The organism is Novipirellula methanifontis (genome assembly GCF_052161655.1).
In the GTDB taxonomy this organism is placed as follows: Bacteria; Planctomycetota; Planctomycetia; order Pirellulales; family Pirellulaceae; genus Novipirellula.
The window spans coordinates 8380913-8396644 of the sequence record NZ_CP197418.1; the positions used below are offsets into that span (position 1 = coordinate 8380913).

Sequence of the window (15732 nt, forward strand, 5' to 3'; positions counted from 1 at the left end):
TTGACCCAAAGTTTCAGATCGCTATCTTTCCCTTCTCGATTGAGACACACGTGCGGCGGCCCAAAAGGGGCCAAAAACACGACTCTCAAGCGAATCGACCAAATTTCAAGAAACTTAAAAAAACATCTTGAAACGCGGTTGACGAAGAAAACACCCGACAGTATTCTTCGCCCTCACTTGTGAACGACCGGCTGACGCCAAGAACGGAACGCGATTTGCTCGCGGGCCAAAACACGGCGTCGACCGGCTGCTCACAAGGCAGCGTCCGTTGCACCATCGACTTACACTCGAACGCAACGCATTGATATTTGACAATTTGGTTGTTTGGTAGTTGGCATCTGAAAGAGCACTACACTCGTAATTAGGGCAGTTCAGCTCGGGACTCGGTCTCGGGAGGCTCTGTTTCAAAGCGAGAGAAGTGAAAACAAGTTCTGAGAAGCGTTGCCAACGCCGAAATTCGATTCACGCAGTTTACTGTGTGGGTTGCAATTGAAAGCGTTGGCAAGAATGTATTCTTATAGGATTCTGTGCAACGTGATTGCTGTAGTCAGTGAAGCTTTCTCTTCGGAGAAGGTGGAGTAAAGCAGCAATCACCACATGTGATATCGTTAATCATAGAAACCAACGATATTTCGCGTTCAATGGTGGTTAAACACTTTTGAGTTCGGGATTTCGATGGCCAATCTATTAAGGGCACATGGGGGATGTCTTGGCGTTAGAAGAATGAAGGGCGTGGAAGTCTGCGAAATTCCTGGGGGAGCTGACAAACAAGCAATGATCCCGGGGTGCCTGATTGCTACCTGCTGAATTCATAGGCAGGCTAGTTACAACCTGGTGAACTGAAACATCTAAGTAACCAGAGGAAGAGAAAGAAAAATCGATACCGTCAGTAGCGGCGAGCGAAATCGGTATAGCCCAAACCGTGAAGGTTTCCTTCGCGGGGTTGTAGGACTTCGATATTGGATTGTGTGTTGTTAGTGGAAGATTCTGGGAAGGATCGCCATAGAGGGTGACAGCCCCGTACACGAAAATAAACATGCACCATAGAAGCACCTGAGTAGGTCCAGTCACGTGAAACCTGGACTGAATCCACGGGGACCATCCCGTAAGGCTAAATACTCTCTAACGACCGATAGCGTACCAGTAGCGTGAGTGAAAGGTGAGAAGAACCCCTGCTAGGGGAGGAATGTGAACCTGAAACCATGTGCCTACAAGCGGTCGGAGCACTATTTTAATGTGTGACGGCGTGCCTTTTGCATAATGATCCGGCGAGTTGTGGTATACGGCTTGGTTAAGTCCTTCCGGGACGAAGCCCAAGGGAAACCGAGTCTGAATAGGGCGAAATGTGTCGTATGCTGCAGACGCGAAACCTGTGTGATCTACCCATGAGCAGGTTGAAGCGCGGGTTAAACTGCGTGGAGGACCGAACCCACTTAGGTTGAAAACTGAGGGGATGACTTGTGGGGAGGACTGAAAGTGTAATCAAACCAGGAGATAGCTCGTTCTCTCCGAAATATCTTGAGGGATAGCGTCGTGTAAATTAGTTACCGGGGGTAGAGATACTGAATCGGATGGGGGCCCTTCCCAGGGTACCCCACCGAACCAAACTCCGAATACCGGTAACCGTACCGCGGCAGTCAGTCTCTGGGGGATAAGCTCCAGAGTCGAGAGGGAAACAACCCAGATCGCCTGCTAAGGTCCCGAAGTTTTACTTAGTCACTAAGGAAGTTGAAATGCTGTGACAGCTGGGATGTTGGCTTAGAAGCAGCCACCATTTAAAAAGTGCGTAACAGCTTACCAGTCGAGCATTTCTGCGCCGATAATGAACGGGAGTAAGTAAAACACCGAAGCAGCGGATTCTAGTTTACTAGAGTGGTAGGAGAGCGCCGATGACGAGATACAAGCCGTACGGTAACGAGCGGTGTTGGCGTCATCGGGTGATTATGCCGGAATGAGTAACGATAAAATAGGTGAGAATCCTATTCGCCGAAAGCCTAAGGTTTCCTGGGGAAGGCAAATCCGCCCAGGGTTAGCCGGTACCTTACCCGAGGCTGAAAAGCGTAGGGGATGGATAACAGGTCAATATTCCTGTGCCGGTTGTGTATCTAGTCGCAGGGACGGCGTCCGGAAAGTGAGCGGTACGAATAGAAATGTCCGTAGCGAACACTGAGGTGTTGGGGATTAAAAGACCCGACATAAGCCAAGGTATAGCTCGAGAGCGTTTAAGTTCTCGAAGTCATTGGAAGGACGTCCAAGAAAAGCTGCGAAGTTAAGCAACTGACCGTACTAAAACTGACACAGGTAGGCGAGATGAGAATTCTAAGGCGCTCGGGAGAACTGTGGTTAAGGAACTCTGCAAAATGGCCCCGTAAGTTCGCGATAAGGGGCGCCCACGCAAGTGGGCCACAGAAAATCGGCTCTAACGACTGTTTATCAAAAACACAGGTCTCTGCTAACACGCAAGTGGATGTATAGAGACTGACGCCTGCCCGGTGTTGGTAGGTTAAGGAAGACGGTTAGCCTCACGGCGAAGCTGGCGACCGAAGCCCCAATAAACGGCGGCCCTAACTATGAGGGTCCTAAGGTAGCGAAGTTCCTTGTCGGGTAAGTTCCGACCTGCATGAAAGGCGTAACGATTGGAGCACTGTCTCAACCACAGACCCGGTGAAATTGTAGTTGTGGTGAAGATGCCACATACCCGCGGTTAGACGGAAAGACCCCGTGAACCTTTACTGTAGGCTGATATTGGGTTGAGATATAATTTGTGTAGGATAGCTGGGAGGCTTCGAAGCAGGCACGCTAGTGCCCGTGGAGCCGTCGTTGAAATACCAGCCTGGTTATATTTTAATTCTAACTTCGATCCCCTGAATCGGGGCGAAGGACAATGTCAGTCGGGCAGTTTGACTGGGGCGGTCTCCTCCCAAAGAGTAACGGAGGAGTGCAAAGGTACACTCAGCCTGGTCGGTAATCAGGCGAAGAGAGTAAAGTTAGAAGTGTGCTTGACTGCGAGACCCATAAGTCGAGCAGGTACGAAAGTAGGTCTTAGTGATCCGGTAATCCCGAATGGAAGGGTTATCGCTCATCAGATAAAAGGTACTCCGGGGATAACAGGCTTATCGCATCCGAGCGTCCACAGCGGCGATGCGGTTTGGCACCTCGATGTCGGCTCATCACATCCTGGGGGTGTAGAAGCTCCCAAGGGTTTGGCTGTTCGCCAATGAAAGTGGTACGTGAGCTGGGTTCAGACCGTCGTGAGACAGGTCGGTCCCTATCTGCCGTGGGCGTACGAATCTTGAGGAGGTTCAACTTTAGTACGAGAGGATTTAGTTGGACGAAGCTCTGGTGTACCAGTTGTCGCGCTAGCGGCACGGCTGGATAGCTAACTTCGGAACGGATAAACGCTGAAAGCATCTAAGCGTGAAGCCCGCTCCAAGATTAGGATTCGTAGACATTAGTCGAAAGCCCCCAAGAAGACGACTTGGTTGATAGGCTGGGCGTGTAAGCACGGTAACGTGTTGAGCTAACCAGTACTAACGGGCGAAAGTTTGGCCATCGATATCCCGCACTCATGTTCTATAGGGATACATGGCTTCGACGAAGTTTAAGAAGAAAACTCTTTCAGATATATAATAGCTACCAAACAATCTGGCGCACTTGCGGTGAAATACCCGCAAGTGTGTCTTTCCGGCGACCATATCAGAAAGGTTATACCTGTTCCCATCCCGAACACAGAAGTCAAGCTTTCTGAGCCGATGATAGTGCATACCAGCGTGAAAGTAGGTATTGCCGGATTTTTAAAACTCTCTTGCAGCTTTGCTGCAAGAGAGTTTTTTTATGCGCGGTCAGTAGCGAGAAAGGCCGTTGCCTCAGGAAGTTTCACCCGCCCGCTGGGAGGGTCGGCCGCGACAGCGGCCGGGGAGGGCTGGTGAAACCATGCTTGCACGGTCCACTCCTAACACTCCGAGCCCCACCCAGAGCCGGCTACCGCCGACTCTGACCTCCCCAAAGGGGAGGTGAATAGCAATTTACCCTCCCCCTGGGAGGGTCGGCCGCGATAGCGGTCGGGGAGGGTTGGTGAAACCAAGCTTGCACGGTCCACATCTAACACTCCGAGCCCCACCCAGAGCCGGCTACCGCCGACTCTGACCTCCCCAAAGGGGAGGTGAATTCCGTTTCGCACGCTTCATTCTTTTCACAAAACGTGGCCTGGCGGTGAACCTAAGTACGGGTCTGCACCGCAAAAATGCTCTAGGGAGCGACCAATCGGTCCAGAATATTGCGTGTGATTTGGACGACGTTTGGATCGTTGCCTGCCAGTCCGTGTGCCCAATCGGTTGTTCCGGCGCTGACCACCGTGCCGCCACGGGTGTAAGTTCCGAACACTGCATTGCCAACACGGTCTGTCGGAAAGCGGTCATACCAGAAGCAATCGCCAGGCGCCCAGCGTGCTGGACAGGTTGCCAGGATGGTGAATGAATCGGGCGTGCCATCGCGGTGGGTTGCAAAGGGCAACCCATCGACCCAGTCAATTTCGCAACCATCGCATTCGTAACCGACGATTGAGTGTTCGCCTCCGAATCGGTCTTCGCGTTTTAGATCGGTCCCTTCAAACAACCAATGCTCGGGGCGGTGGACTTGGAAGGCTCCTGATCCATCCATGAATTGACCATGGCTGCGATGATAGCCGCCCCACAAAAATCCGAGTCCCGTTAGTTCATTTTCGGGTCGTCCAATTAGGTGATGGCTCCACGCGGTACTCAGCAGTTTGTGGTCGCCGGTGCGATAGAGAGGGTCGCTATTGAAAGATTGTTTCCAACTGGTCAGCGCTCGGCCGTTGTCTTCGCTACGCACTTGCCAACAGCAGGTATTGCCGGTCAGAAAAGCGACGTTGCCGCCATCGGTGATGTATTGCTCGAGATGATCTCGCATGGGCGAGGACCAATACTCGTCATGCCCGATGCTGAGCACTAATTTGTATTGCTTGAGGATTTCGGGATGAAATTCAAGATCGCAGTTGGACGCGTAGTCAAGCGTATAACCATTTTCCTCGGCCCATTTTACAAACGGCAGCTCCCATTTAGTAAATTGCGAGTGCAGCGGTCGGTCAAATGAAACGCGGTGTCCTTGGATCCCATCCCGGTCGTGATAGCCGTACAAGCTGTGCCCGCCCCAGTTGGTGTAGGCGTTGTAGGTATTGGTCGCCAATTCCAACAAGATCTTGGTGTTTTTTCCTGCTTCTGCGGCCCGTACGATAAAAAACAGGCTGCTGCGAGCTGGCTTTTCACCGGCTTGTAACGTCAACGTTGCTTCGTAATAACCACTGGCCCAATCCTTAGGGACCGTAATTGTCAGTGCGGCCGGCCAATTGCACCCATGCGACGACGCGCGATCAGGAATGGGGTGGGTGGCGCAGGCAATTTGCGATTTCTCGAGCACCGTCGTTCGCTCTGCTCCGACTCGCTCAACCCGCATGTCGAATGCGTCGCCACTGGCCGAAACGTGAAACGAAATCTCTTCACCCGCAGCGACGCTGACTTGATTGGCATACCCCAATACAAAGGGAGCGGCCGGTTGGACCTGATCTGCCTCCGCTCTCGCTGCTGCAATGGCAATGAGTATACAGAGACCAGCAACAAAGCTGTTTAATTTCATGGGTAACCTCTTGGAGTGGAGCAAAGTTGTTAGTCGCTTGGATTATCGATTGCGAACGATTGTATACGCTGCTGCGCCGCTTTCCCATTTCCGAACTTGAGATTCACCGGCGACAGACTCATTGCCAACTGGGCGATTCCCGAGTGCACACAGCAAATTGTTGCAGCGGTTCGGGTGCAATGACTCCGCTGGTCGGTTTCCGTTTTTCGCAACACCGCAAAGCGTTTTCGCGACTTTCGCTATGAGGAAACATTCGCATCCGCCGGATCCGGGGACACTTGCCGGCACCTGATCCGGCACACGCTGAGTTTGCATTCTGCTATGATTTGCCGATCACAAATTCACCAACTTTCTCTGTTTAGGATGTTCCGCATGCTGAAAACCGTCTTACTGGTGTTGTTATTCGTTTCCATGACGGTCGGCGCTAATGGCGACGAAGTCCCTTCGGAAGACAAAGAATCGAAACTGAAGCCGGGCCCAGTCGATCCGCAAGAAAAAGAAAAGCCGGGTGCGATCGATGACGATGCGAAGGCCGAGTTCAAGAAAACGGACTCCGGGCTGAAGTACCGCATTCTCCGCAAGAGCGATAAAGCAAAACCGACCGCAAAAGACAGTGTCGAAGTGCATTACAAAGGCTGGCTGGATGACGGTTCGATTTTCGACAGCTCTTATCGTCGTGCATCCAAGATCTCGTTTCCATTGAGCGGTGTGATCAAGGGCTGGACCGAAGGGATGCAACTCGTCGGCGAAGGTGGAATGATCGAACTCGAGATTCCATCGGAGCTTGGTTATGGCGCAAGGGGTGCCGGAGATGCGATTCCGCCAAACGCGACCCTGCATTTTGTTGTTGAACTGTTCAAGATCAAATAGTTTACCAAGACGATTCCAAAGTCCTCGGTGAAATTGAAATCCCGCTCTGCCTGCGTCATACGACGAGGCCGTCGGGATTTTTTCTTGGAGTCTTGCTTACTCAACCGCCATTCAGGCTTTTTAGAAACGCGGGCACTTCGATGCTCGCTTTTCCTCGAATCGATTCATCGAACTGACCGGAGTTTGGTGTGGCGTCGAGATTGATTTCGATCTTTCGGCAGGTTGGCTTGGTTTGCCGGACAATCCCAGCTGCGGGATAGACGACCGCAGAGGTTCCGATCGCGATAAATAAGTCGGCGTGGTTCGCCGCTTCTTCGATTTGATCAAGGCCCAACGGCATTTCGCCGAACCAAACAACGTGAGGACGAAGTGTTCCGCGAATCTCAGGTCGAGTCGGATGGGGTGTCGATTCATCGAGGTCGTCTCGCCACGGAAAAACATCTCCCGTACGGACACAGCGGGCCTTCAAAAGTTCCCCGTGCATCGCCAACACATTCTTGCTTCCCGCGCGTACGTGCAGATCATCGATATTTTGCGTTACGAGTAAAAAATCGTCCTGATGCCCCGCTTCGAATTCAGCCAAGGCTCGATGAGCAGCGTTGGGTTGGATTTGAACGTCCAACAAACTACGGCGCCGCTGGTTATAGAAATCGTGAACCAAGGCCGGATTCCGCTGGAACGCTTGGGGAGTGGCGACGTCTTCGAATCGGTGCCCTTCCCATAATCCATTGGCGTCACGAAAGGTCGGTACGCCCGATTCAGCCGAAATTCCGGCGCCGGTCAAAATCAGAATCTTCATGGAAGTCGAATTCGTTGGTGTGATGGAACAAAACAGGGAAACGGCCGGCGGCATCCGTGATCACCTTACCGCCACGAAAACGTGTAGCGAGCTTCATTTCTATTGTGCAGGAATAAACCGTTTGTGCTAACCTAGGAGGGTGCCGAAATGCCCATAGGTGGCGTCCACGGCCGCTCCCGCCTCCATCGACGTCAATCCCCGCCCTGCACTCGATAGACTTACGCCATGGCCACAGTCCCCACCTCGATGAATGGTCGTGTCATTTTGACCGCTGGGTTCGTTTTTCAGTTGGCTTCTCTTTCGCTGACTGCATGTTCTCAGGAACCAGGATCGGTCGACTTTTTTGAAAGCCGCATCCGCCCCGTGCTGGTTGAACATTGCTACGAGTGCCACTCATCGAGCTCGGACGATCTTGGCGGATCGCTATTACTGGATTCCTCGGGCGGCATGATGAGCGGCGGTGACAGTGGACCTGCGATTGTGCAGGGTGACCCCAAGGCGAGTGTATTGATTTCCGCCATCCGCTACGAGTCGACTGAAATGCCGCCCAAAGGACGGTTGCCAGCCCAGGTGATTTCGGATTTCGAACAATGGGTTTCCGCAGGAGCGATCGATCCGCGAGACCATTCGGCCGCGATTCCTCAATCGAAGCCCGCAATCGACATCGAAGCGGGTAAACAGTTTTGGGCGTTTCGCCCGATCGAAGCTCCGGCGATTCCCATCGCCATCACATCAAAGCAAAAAACGCTTGCAACTTCCGCGGCGGGCGAACCTATTCGTTTCCGCAGTTCGCCGATCGATTGTTTTTTAGATGAGAAGCTCGAGCAAGCGAAGATTGACGCCAATCAGCAGGCGTCGCCGGAAGTTCGCCTGCGACGACTTTGCTTTGATCTCACCGGACTTCCTCCGAGCCTCGATTTACAAAAAGCGTGGCAACACGATCCATCCCCACAACATTGGAACCAAATTGTCGATCGACTGTTAAGCTCAACGGGGTTTGCCGAACACTGGGCTCGTCATTGGATGGATCTTGCGAGGTACGCCGACAGCAACGGAGCCGACTTCAACGCAACTCATCATGACGCTTGGCGTTATCGCGACTATTTGGTTCGTTCGTTTGCCGACGACCGATCCATTGACGAAATGATCCAGCAACAGATCGCCGGCGACCTTTTACCCACGTCAAGCGATTCGCAGCGTTGGGACAACTTGGTCGCCACGACGTTTCTGATGTTGGGGACGAAGATGCTGAGCGAACGCGACAAAGTCAAGCTCGAGATGGATGTGGTCGACGAACAGATCGACACCGTTGGACGTGCTTTTTTAGGACTGACGCTGGGATGTGCTCGCTGCCACGACCACAAGTTTGATCCTGTACCGATGCGAGACTACTACGCGCTGGCTGGAATCTTCCGCAGCACCCAAACGCTGAACGGAGAAAGCCAGCAGTACGTCAGCACGTGGAACAAAACGCCTCTGCCGACCAGCGAAAAACACAAAAAAGCGTTGGCGGATCACAAGCAACAACAAAAATCGCTCGAGGACAGCTTGAACCAACTCGACAAAGAATTGTCGGCACTGAAAGAACGCACTACTCACCGCGGGCTAGTGATCGATGACGAGGAAGGCAAAAAGACGGGACTATGGAAAGCATCAACGCTTTTCCACACCTTCGTGTCCAAAGGATATGTGCACGATAACAACGCGGACAAAGGTAGTCTGTCGATTCAATTTTCCGTGCGTCTGCCTAAGTCGGGACGTTATGAAATCCGGCTGGCAGGTTCGCCGGGCTCCAACCGTGCGTCACAGGTTCCCGTCACAATCCAGGACACAAGCGGTGTCCATGACCTGTTCGTTAACCAACGCACCGCGGCAATCGACGAAATCTGGAATTCGCTTGGTGAGTTCCAGTTCAACGCAGATCAAGAGGCCATCGTCACGATCCGCAACGCCAACACCGACGGTTATGTGATCGTAGACGCGATCCAATTTTTGCAGGTGGACGCAACGAGCGAGTCAGCAGACAAGCCGAAACCGGATCCTCGCATCGCCCAAGCGGTCAAACAAAAAAGCAGCGAACGGGAACAGGTTCAAGCAAAGCTCGCGGAGCTGAAAAAGAATCCCCCCGAACCGCTACCCTTGGCGATGGCACCGCGAGACCGAAGCAGCGACACGATTGCGGACTGCCCGATTCATATTCGCGGCGAGACGGCCAACTTGGGCGACGTTGTGCATCGTGGCTTCTTGCAAGTCTGTAGCGGCGGGACCGCCACAATTGCGTCCCCTCAGGGCAGCGGACGTTTGGAATTGGCCGATTGGTTGACTGATCCAGACAATCCGCTCGTGGCTCGCGTGTTTGTCAATCGTGTCTGGATGCATCTGATGGGCGAAGGGATAGTGCGGACAGTCGATAATTTTGGCGTGCAGGGCGAACGTCCGTCGCACCCTGAATTACTCGACTTTCTAGCGTCTGATTTTCTACGAGGTGGTTGGCAATTAAAACCGTTGATCCGGCGGATCGTCACGACGCAAGCGTACCAGCGGTCGTCGGCGCTCAACTCGATTTCAAGTGAAATCGATCCCGAAAATCGTCTTCTATGGCGAGTACACCGCCGTCGATTGCCCGCCGAAGCGATCCGCGACACGATGCTCGTCGCCGCGAACCAACTCGATCGCAACCCTCGTTTTGAACCGATGAAGGGAATGGGGACGCTCGTTTCGAATAATAACAGCGACAGCAACTCCGAGATCGGTTCGTTTTCACAGTCCTGCCGCACCCTGTATATGCCGGTTGTCCGCGGTTATGTACCGGCATTGGTGACAGCACTGGACTCGGCGGATCCCGACCTTTTGGTGGGCAAACGTCCGACCACCAATGTGCCGGGGCAAGCGTTGGTGTTGATCAACAGCCCCGAAATCAAGCAGTGGTCCGAGGCGACGGCGAAGCGAATCTGCAGTAATCACTCCGATTTTTCGGCACGGATCGAAGAGGCCTATCGATGTTGTTTTCAGAGGATGCCGACGGCGGAGGACCGTGGACTTGCCACCGCATTTTTCGCAGGCCACGAGAACTCGACCTCGCGATGGCACGCGTTTATAGCCGCGATGTTTGCCGCGACCGAATTCCGTCTACTCGACTAGCATCCCCTCCAACCACACTCGCCCCACTTGAACTTGCGGGCCTCGAATTCACCCCGCCGATCCCCCAAGGTCCCAACATGACTTTTTCACGACGACGCTTCAATACGACTGCCGGCATCGGACTGGGGTCGCTCGTGGTTTCGGCACCCTCGCTTGTTTCGCCTTGTTCCGCCGCGGCAATCCAAGTGCCTCATGTTACGCCGCGAATCAAACGCGTGATCTTTTTGTTCATGCATGGTGGTCCGAGTCACATCGACACGTTCGATTACAAACCGATGTTAGCGAAACAGGACGGAAAGCCGTTGCCGTTTGCGTTGCCCCCGAACATTGACGCGGTCCCGACGCTGATGAACGGGCCGTGGAAATTCAAAAAACGCGGCGAATCGGGGCTCTGGGTCAGCGATTTGCTGCCTCACATGGCATCTGAAATCGACTCGATGTGTGTGATCCGCAGCATGCACACAAAAGGGCAATCGCATGGACAAGCCGTCGGAATGGTCAACACCGGCAGCGACAATCTGGTGCGTCCGAGCGTGGGAGCGTGGATCAGTTACGCATTAGGCAGCGGGCATCCCGACTTGCCGGCGCATGTGGCCATCTCGCCCGCGACGGCGCATGGCGGACCCCGTAATTACGGCGCCGCGTTTCTACCGGCGATGCACCAAGCGACCGTGATCGGACGCAACGGCCGATTCGGCGATGGCAAGATTCCGTTTCTTGACAGCAGCGAGGACGAGGCATCATTGCGTGATCGATTCGATTTGATTCAAGAGATGAACCAGCGGCATTTGGCCCGCAGTGGTGCGGATCGCGAAATCGAAGGGGCGATCGAAGCGGTTGACTTGGCATCGCGAATGCGAAATGCTGCGCCCGAGGTAATGAACCTGAACAACGAATCCGCAGCAACGCTGCGAGACTATGGGATTGGCGAAAAGACGACCGATTCGTATGGCCGCGGTTGTTTGTTGGCGCGTCGATTGGCCGAGGCGGGTGTGCGATTCATCAGTGTCAGCAGCGGACAAGTTTGGGACCAGCATGGCAATCTAGAAGACGGTCACAACAAAAACGCGGCCGCCACAGACTTGCCAGTCGCGGCGCTCGTTCGTGACCTAAAACGCCGTGGTTTATGGGACGAAACGCTTGTTGTGTGGGGTGGCGAGTTCGGCCGAACGCCCGTGGTGCAAGGCAAAAATGGACGCGACCATAACCCCCAAGGCTTTACGATGGTGTTGTCCGGAGGCGGAGTTAAAAGCGGGTTTGCGTTTGGTGAAACGGATGACTTCGGCTACTACGCTCGGACCGATCGCGTGCACATGCATGACCTGCACGCCACCCTCTTGCACTTAATGGGAATTGATCACACTCGCTTGACGTACCCGTACGCGGGACGCGATTTCCGCTTGACCGATGTTGCAGGCCGTGTCGTCGAGGAGATTTTGGTGTAGCGAACGTCCGCGACGGGGACGACACCCTACGAATGCCCTTTGGCTACTTGATCTTGGGCTCAGTTTATCTTGGTTAGTTTTTCGAGCGGCACGTAGTAGCGGACGTAGCGACCACCGTCACTAAACCGTTCCCCTTTTTGATTTTCGACCAAGACGGTTGCCCGACGCGTGATGCGATTGACGCGTCCGAGCATGTTGTGTCCATCGTGAACAAAGCGAACTCGATCTCCGACGCGAACGTCAAACTTGGTCAACGCGCGTTCACGCTGTGTGATCAAATCATGCCGATAATCACGGTGGTCAAAATAGCGGCTCGCGATTGATTGGAAGCGTTTTTCGTTGCAATTTCCGCTATTCCAGATCAGCATTTCGATCAGATGCGTGAACTCATGTTCGGCGATCCGCTGCATCGCCTCGAGTCGATTGCGACAAACGCGGCCTGTCACCTCGACGGGACGGTCAACGTCCTCGAACGTTTGGAAAAGCAACGTCGAGGAGAGGATCAATTCGAAATTTCGTTGCCGATTGATGCCATGGGGATAGTGAGTGACTAATTTACCGGCGACTCGCGTCATCCGTGACGAGAAACCAAACGACAGCCCTTCGGCGCGGGCGGTGGGCAGAATTTTTCCTGCAAAGAACCGCTCGTCATACATTTGGATCATTCGCACCAGGTCGTCACGTCCGACCTTGGTGAAGTTAGGTTGGCTAATCAAACGGCTGAGCGAGAGCGTTTGCTCGTAAATCTCGCGTTGCCAGGCATGGATCTGGTCGGTGGTGAAGCGGCGTGAGGCCACTTCGTCAGCCAATCGCTGCAATACATGGGTATCACGCGGTGGAATTGGGTTGGCTGTGGTTGTGGCAAAGGGTGCTGAACCCCGCTCACGCACCTTCGATTCGCGAACCTTCGGAGACTGGTGCCGCTGTGAGGAATGTTTTGCCGGTCGACTCATCGTTCACTCCAACCGCTGTTTAATTTCCGCCATGAAATAGGCATTGCCCGTCTGACCCTCCGATTTTCACGTTTTTTCTCGAACCATAGCTCGAGAATTGTTTGACGCTTGGGCACCCAGTCTGAGATAATAGAGCAAACCAACTCTTCTCAGACCACATCGATTTTCACGGTGTGCACCGCATTTCACGGGTAATCCGAATGAATCTTCCCGCGACAACCCAAATCCACTCGTCGCATTCTCAGTCCAATCGACGCCTGCTCGCCATGTTTTTGGCGATTTTAGTGGCGACGATGGGCTACTTTGGCGTTCAAGCGAACGGTCAAGAAGCGAAATTCGACTCGATTCCGATGAACGATGCTTTCAAGAATGAATCAACCATCAAGCGAATGGAGCGTGCGGCAGGCGGGTTTGCCAGCCATCGTGGCGACATCAACGCGTACGCGGAAAAGCGGGTGGCGCAGGCGTATTTCATTAATTACTTGCCGGCCAAGATGACTCAGCCGGAATCGCTCGAAGAAGTCTCGCAGAGTGTTCAAGAGGCGATGAGTTACCTCGCTCGCGCCCAGCGAAGTGGAACCCCGGCAGCCACGGAAATCTTGAAGTGGGTGTATTATGGGATGAAGAAAATTGCGGAGGGAAACTATGCCCCCATTGCTCGCATTAACGCGACGCTCGTGTTGGGGCGACTCGACATGAAACAGGCGGACCAACTCAAGCAACAACCCCCTGTACCGCTCTCTAACTCGCTTCCGATTTTGATCAAATTGTATGAAGACGAAAATAGCCCCGAAGGGGTTCGGGCAGCGGCACTTCATGGAATCCGGCGATATGTAACCTACGGTTTTAACACCTTAGACGCGAATCAACGGACCAAATTGACCCAGTTGATGACTGAATTACTGGATGCCCCAGTACCTCAAAATCGCAGCGAAAAAGCGCATGCATTTCTGCAACGCTATGCCGTCGATATCCTTGATTTCACGCGAACCAGCGCCACTCCGGAACTTGCGAAAAAGCTGGTCAGTATCAGCACGGACCAAAAACGTCCAAACATGATCGCTTTGTATTCAGCGGCGCGGGCCGGGAAAATGAAGGAGCTTAAAGGGCAAGTTGCATCGCCGAGTGATGTACTCGAAAACTGGTCTGCACGCGTTTGGATAGCACTTCAGGACGAGGTTAAACGACTGAAATCACTAGAACGCCCCACCCAGGCCGCTGTCCAACCATCAACTCCTGATACGCATTTGCGAATTACAGACGAAGTGCCAAAGCCAGGGACAGGACGAATGGGGGGAATGGAAGGCGGCTACGATGACATGGCTGCCGGCGGTGGAATGATGGACGCTGGCATGGAAAGTAGCGCTGGCATGGACGCTGGTATGGACGCTGGCTACGGGATGGGCGGCATGGAATCGATGATGGACGGCATGGACTCGATGATGGACGGCGGCATGTACGGCATGACCGCGGCCCCAGTCGCGATACCTCAAACGCCGGAAGTCACTGCGTCTCGCAAACGGCTGCTTCATATTATTCAGCAATTGCACGTTGGCGCGAGTGGATCGCCCAATACTGGCATCCCTAAAACACCCGCTGGGTTACTTGCATCCGTCGAGGCCAAAGACAAACTAATTGTCGAAAAATGGCTGGCAGACATGAAATTGGTCGTCGAGGCATTGAATGATCAAACAAAGTCAGACGAGATGCTGTTTATGGAGGGAATAACCGAGCAAATCGAAATCCTGAAAGAGATGGCCGGGCCTACGGCGATCGAAATCGAACACGCTGCGGCAAAAGAATTGGAGATGGCGGGTGTTGCAATGGGCATCAACGTGCCAGACGTCGCTGCCGAGGCAGTTATCGACCCAGCAGCCGTGAACGTCGCCGGGCCAGCTGGGATTGATGCTGCTGCGATCGAAGCTGCGGCCCCTGCTGCGGCAGCAGTCGCAGCACCTGCCGCACCTGCACCTCCAGTCGTAGCTCCTGCAGTTCCAGCCGCTGCACCTGCGGCCCCGGCCGCTGCGGACTTGCCTTCACTCGACGACCTTCAATAGTCGTTTTACCGATCGTTCCCTGCGAAAGTGCGTTCAGCAAACGCTACTTTTGCGGGGTAAACGACGACTATCTAATTGTACAAATCGGGGGGACGCGACCAGTGTCCTCGGCTCAACCTCTACTGGCTCGCAATTGCACCATCGATGGCGATCGTGTCGCTGAAGTCGTAGGGGTGGAACGAGCGTCCGATCTGGGTTGCTAACATTCCCAAGTAGAGTTTTCGGAAACGCGATTCCGTAGTTTCGCTGGTGTATTGTCCAGCGGTCGTGGGATAGGTGTATTCATCCAAATCACGACGATATAGCACTTCTCCGGTCGGGACATCGATCACGACAAGAGTAGCGTCTGAGCGGCCTCGATAGAGCGTGGCTCCATCGCGAAGTCGCAAGTTTCGCAGTTCGATACCGATCACTTTATCGGCTTTCACCCCTTTACCAATGGCCGCAAAGTCAACCTTGTCCCAGCCGTTGCTGTCTCGCCAATCCGCAATCTCGTCTTCGCGAACCAGACGCACGTCGGACAATTCTCGCGTTAGGATTTCGCCGACATAACGGCTTAACAATCGGGCCGAGATATTGTCCGAATACTCGCTATTGTCGGCTAGCGTGACGATTGCGAGCCGGCACTTTTGCAGCTTTTTCGCATCCTTGTAATCGGCAGGCACTTTGTCCGCCCCAACGGCGTGAATAACGTTGGACATCAGCCCTAGGCAGCCTGTCTGTGTCACCAGAAGCATCAAGAGCAGGAGGCCGATACCGGTGACGGCGGCTGTGGATTGAGCAAATGTAGGTTTTGTCATTGTTAGCGAATCCTT

8 protein-coding genes and 2 rRNA genes are annotated in these 15732 nt (G+C 53.7%); 6 read left to right on the forward strand and 4 right to left on the reverse strand.

Features of this window, described 5'->3' with window-relative positions; translation table 11 throughout:
- Positions 1-677: 677 nt before the first annotated feature.
- Positions 678-3553: ribosomal RNA gene (locus SH528x_RS29700) — 23S ribosomal RNA — on the forward strand.
- A 130-nt stretch (positions 3554-3683) separates the two neighbouring features.
- Positions 3684-3792 (forward strand): 5S ribosomal RNA (gene rrf, locus SH528x_RS29705).
- Between the two features lie 456 nt (positions 3793-4248).
- Here rrf and SH528x_RS29710 read toward each other — a convergent pair.
- Positions 4249-5652: a N,N-dimethylformamidase beta subunit family domain-containing protein gene (locus SH528x_RS29710; RefSeq protein ID WP_442507052.1), complete on the reverse strand. Its 1404-nt coding sequence runs from the start codon at positions 5650-5652 to the stop codon at positions 4249-4251.
- A gap of 372 nt (positions 5653-6024) precedes the next feature.
- On the opposite strand from SH528x_RS29710, the gene SH528x_RS29715 reads away from it, so the two are divergent.
- On the forward strand, positions 6025-6522 hold the full coding sequence (locus SH528x_RS29715; RefSeq protein WP_442507053.1) for an FKBP-type peptidyl-prolyl cis-trans isomerase: 498 nt from the start codon (positions 6025-6027) through the stop codon (positions 6520-6522).
- 100 nt (positions 6523-6622) lie between these two features.
- On the opposite strand, the gene SH528x_RS29720 is transcribed toward SH528x_RS29715, so the two are convergent.
- Positions 6623-7321: an NAD-dependent deacylase gene (locus SH528x_RS29720; RefSeq protein WP_442507054.1), complete on the reverse strand. Its 699-nt coding sequence runs from the start codon at positions 7319-7321 to the stop codon at positions 6623-6625.
- Between the two features lie 225 nt (positions 7322-7546).
- Between SH528x_RS29720 and SH528x_RS29725 the strand changes: the two genes are divergently transcribed.
- A complete protein-coding gene (locus SH528x_RS29725; protein WP_442507055.1) occupies positions 7547-10462 on the forward strand; it encodes a DUF1553 domain-containing protein in 2916 nt (971 codons plus the stop codon).
- A 77-nt stretch (positions 10463-10539) separates the two neighbouring features.
- On the forward strand, positions 10540-11907 hold the full coding sequence (locus SH528x_RS29730) for a DUF1501 domain-containing protein (protein ID WP_442507056.1): 1368 nt from the start codon (positions 10540-10542) through the stop codon (positions 11905-11907).
- A gap of 59 nt (positions 11908-11966) precedes the next feature.
- On the opposite strand, the gene SH528x_RS29735 is transcribed toward SH528x_RS29730, so the two are convergent.
- Positions 11967-12860: a hypothetical protein gene (locus SH528x_RS29735; protein WP_442507057.1), complete on the reverse strand. Its 894-nt coding sequence runs from the start codon at positions 12858-12860 to the stop codon at positions 11967-11969.
- 200 nt (positions 12861-13060) lie between these two features.
- Here SH528x_RS29735 and SH528x_RS29740 point away from each other — a divergent pair, with 200 nt between their 5' ends.
- Positions 13061-14917 (forward strand): exportin/importin beta family protein, encoded by a 1857-nt coding sequence (locus tag SH528x_RS29740; protein ID WP_442507058.1) that lies wholly within the window; start codon positions 13061-13063, stop codon positions 14915-14917.
- A 119-nt stretch (positions 14918-15036) separates the two neighbouring features.
- On the opposite strand, the gene SH528x_RS29745 is transcribed toward SH528x_RS29740, so the two are convergent.
- Positions 15037-15717, reverse strand: a complete 681-nt coding sequence (locus SH528x_RS29745) for a hypothetical protein (protein ID WP_442507059.1) — start codon at positions 15715-15717, stop codon at positions 15037-15039.
- Positions 15718-15732 lie beyond the last annotated feature (15 nt).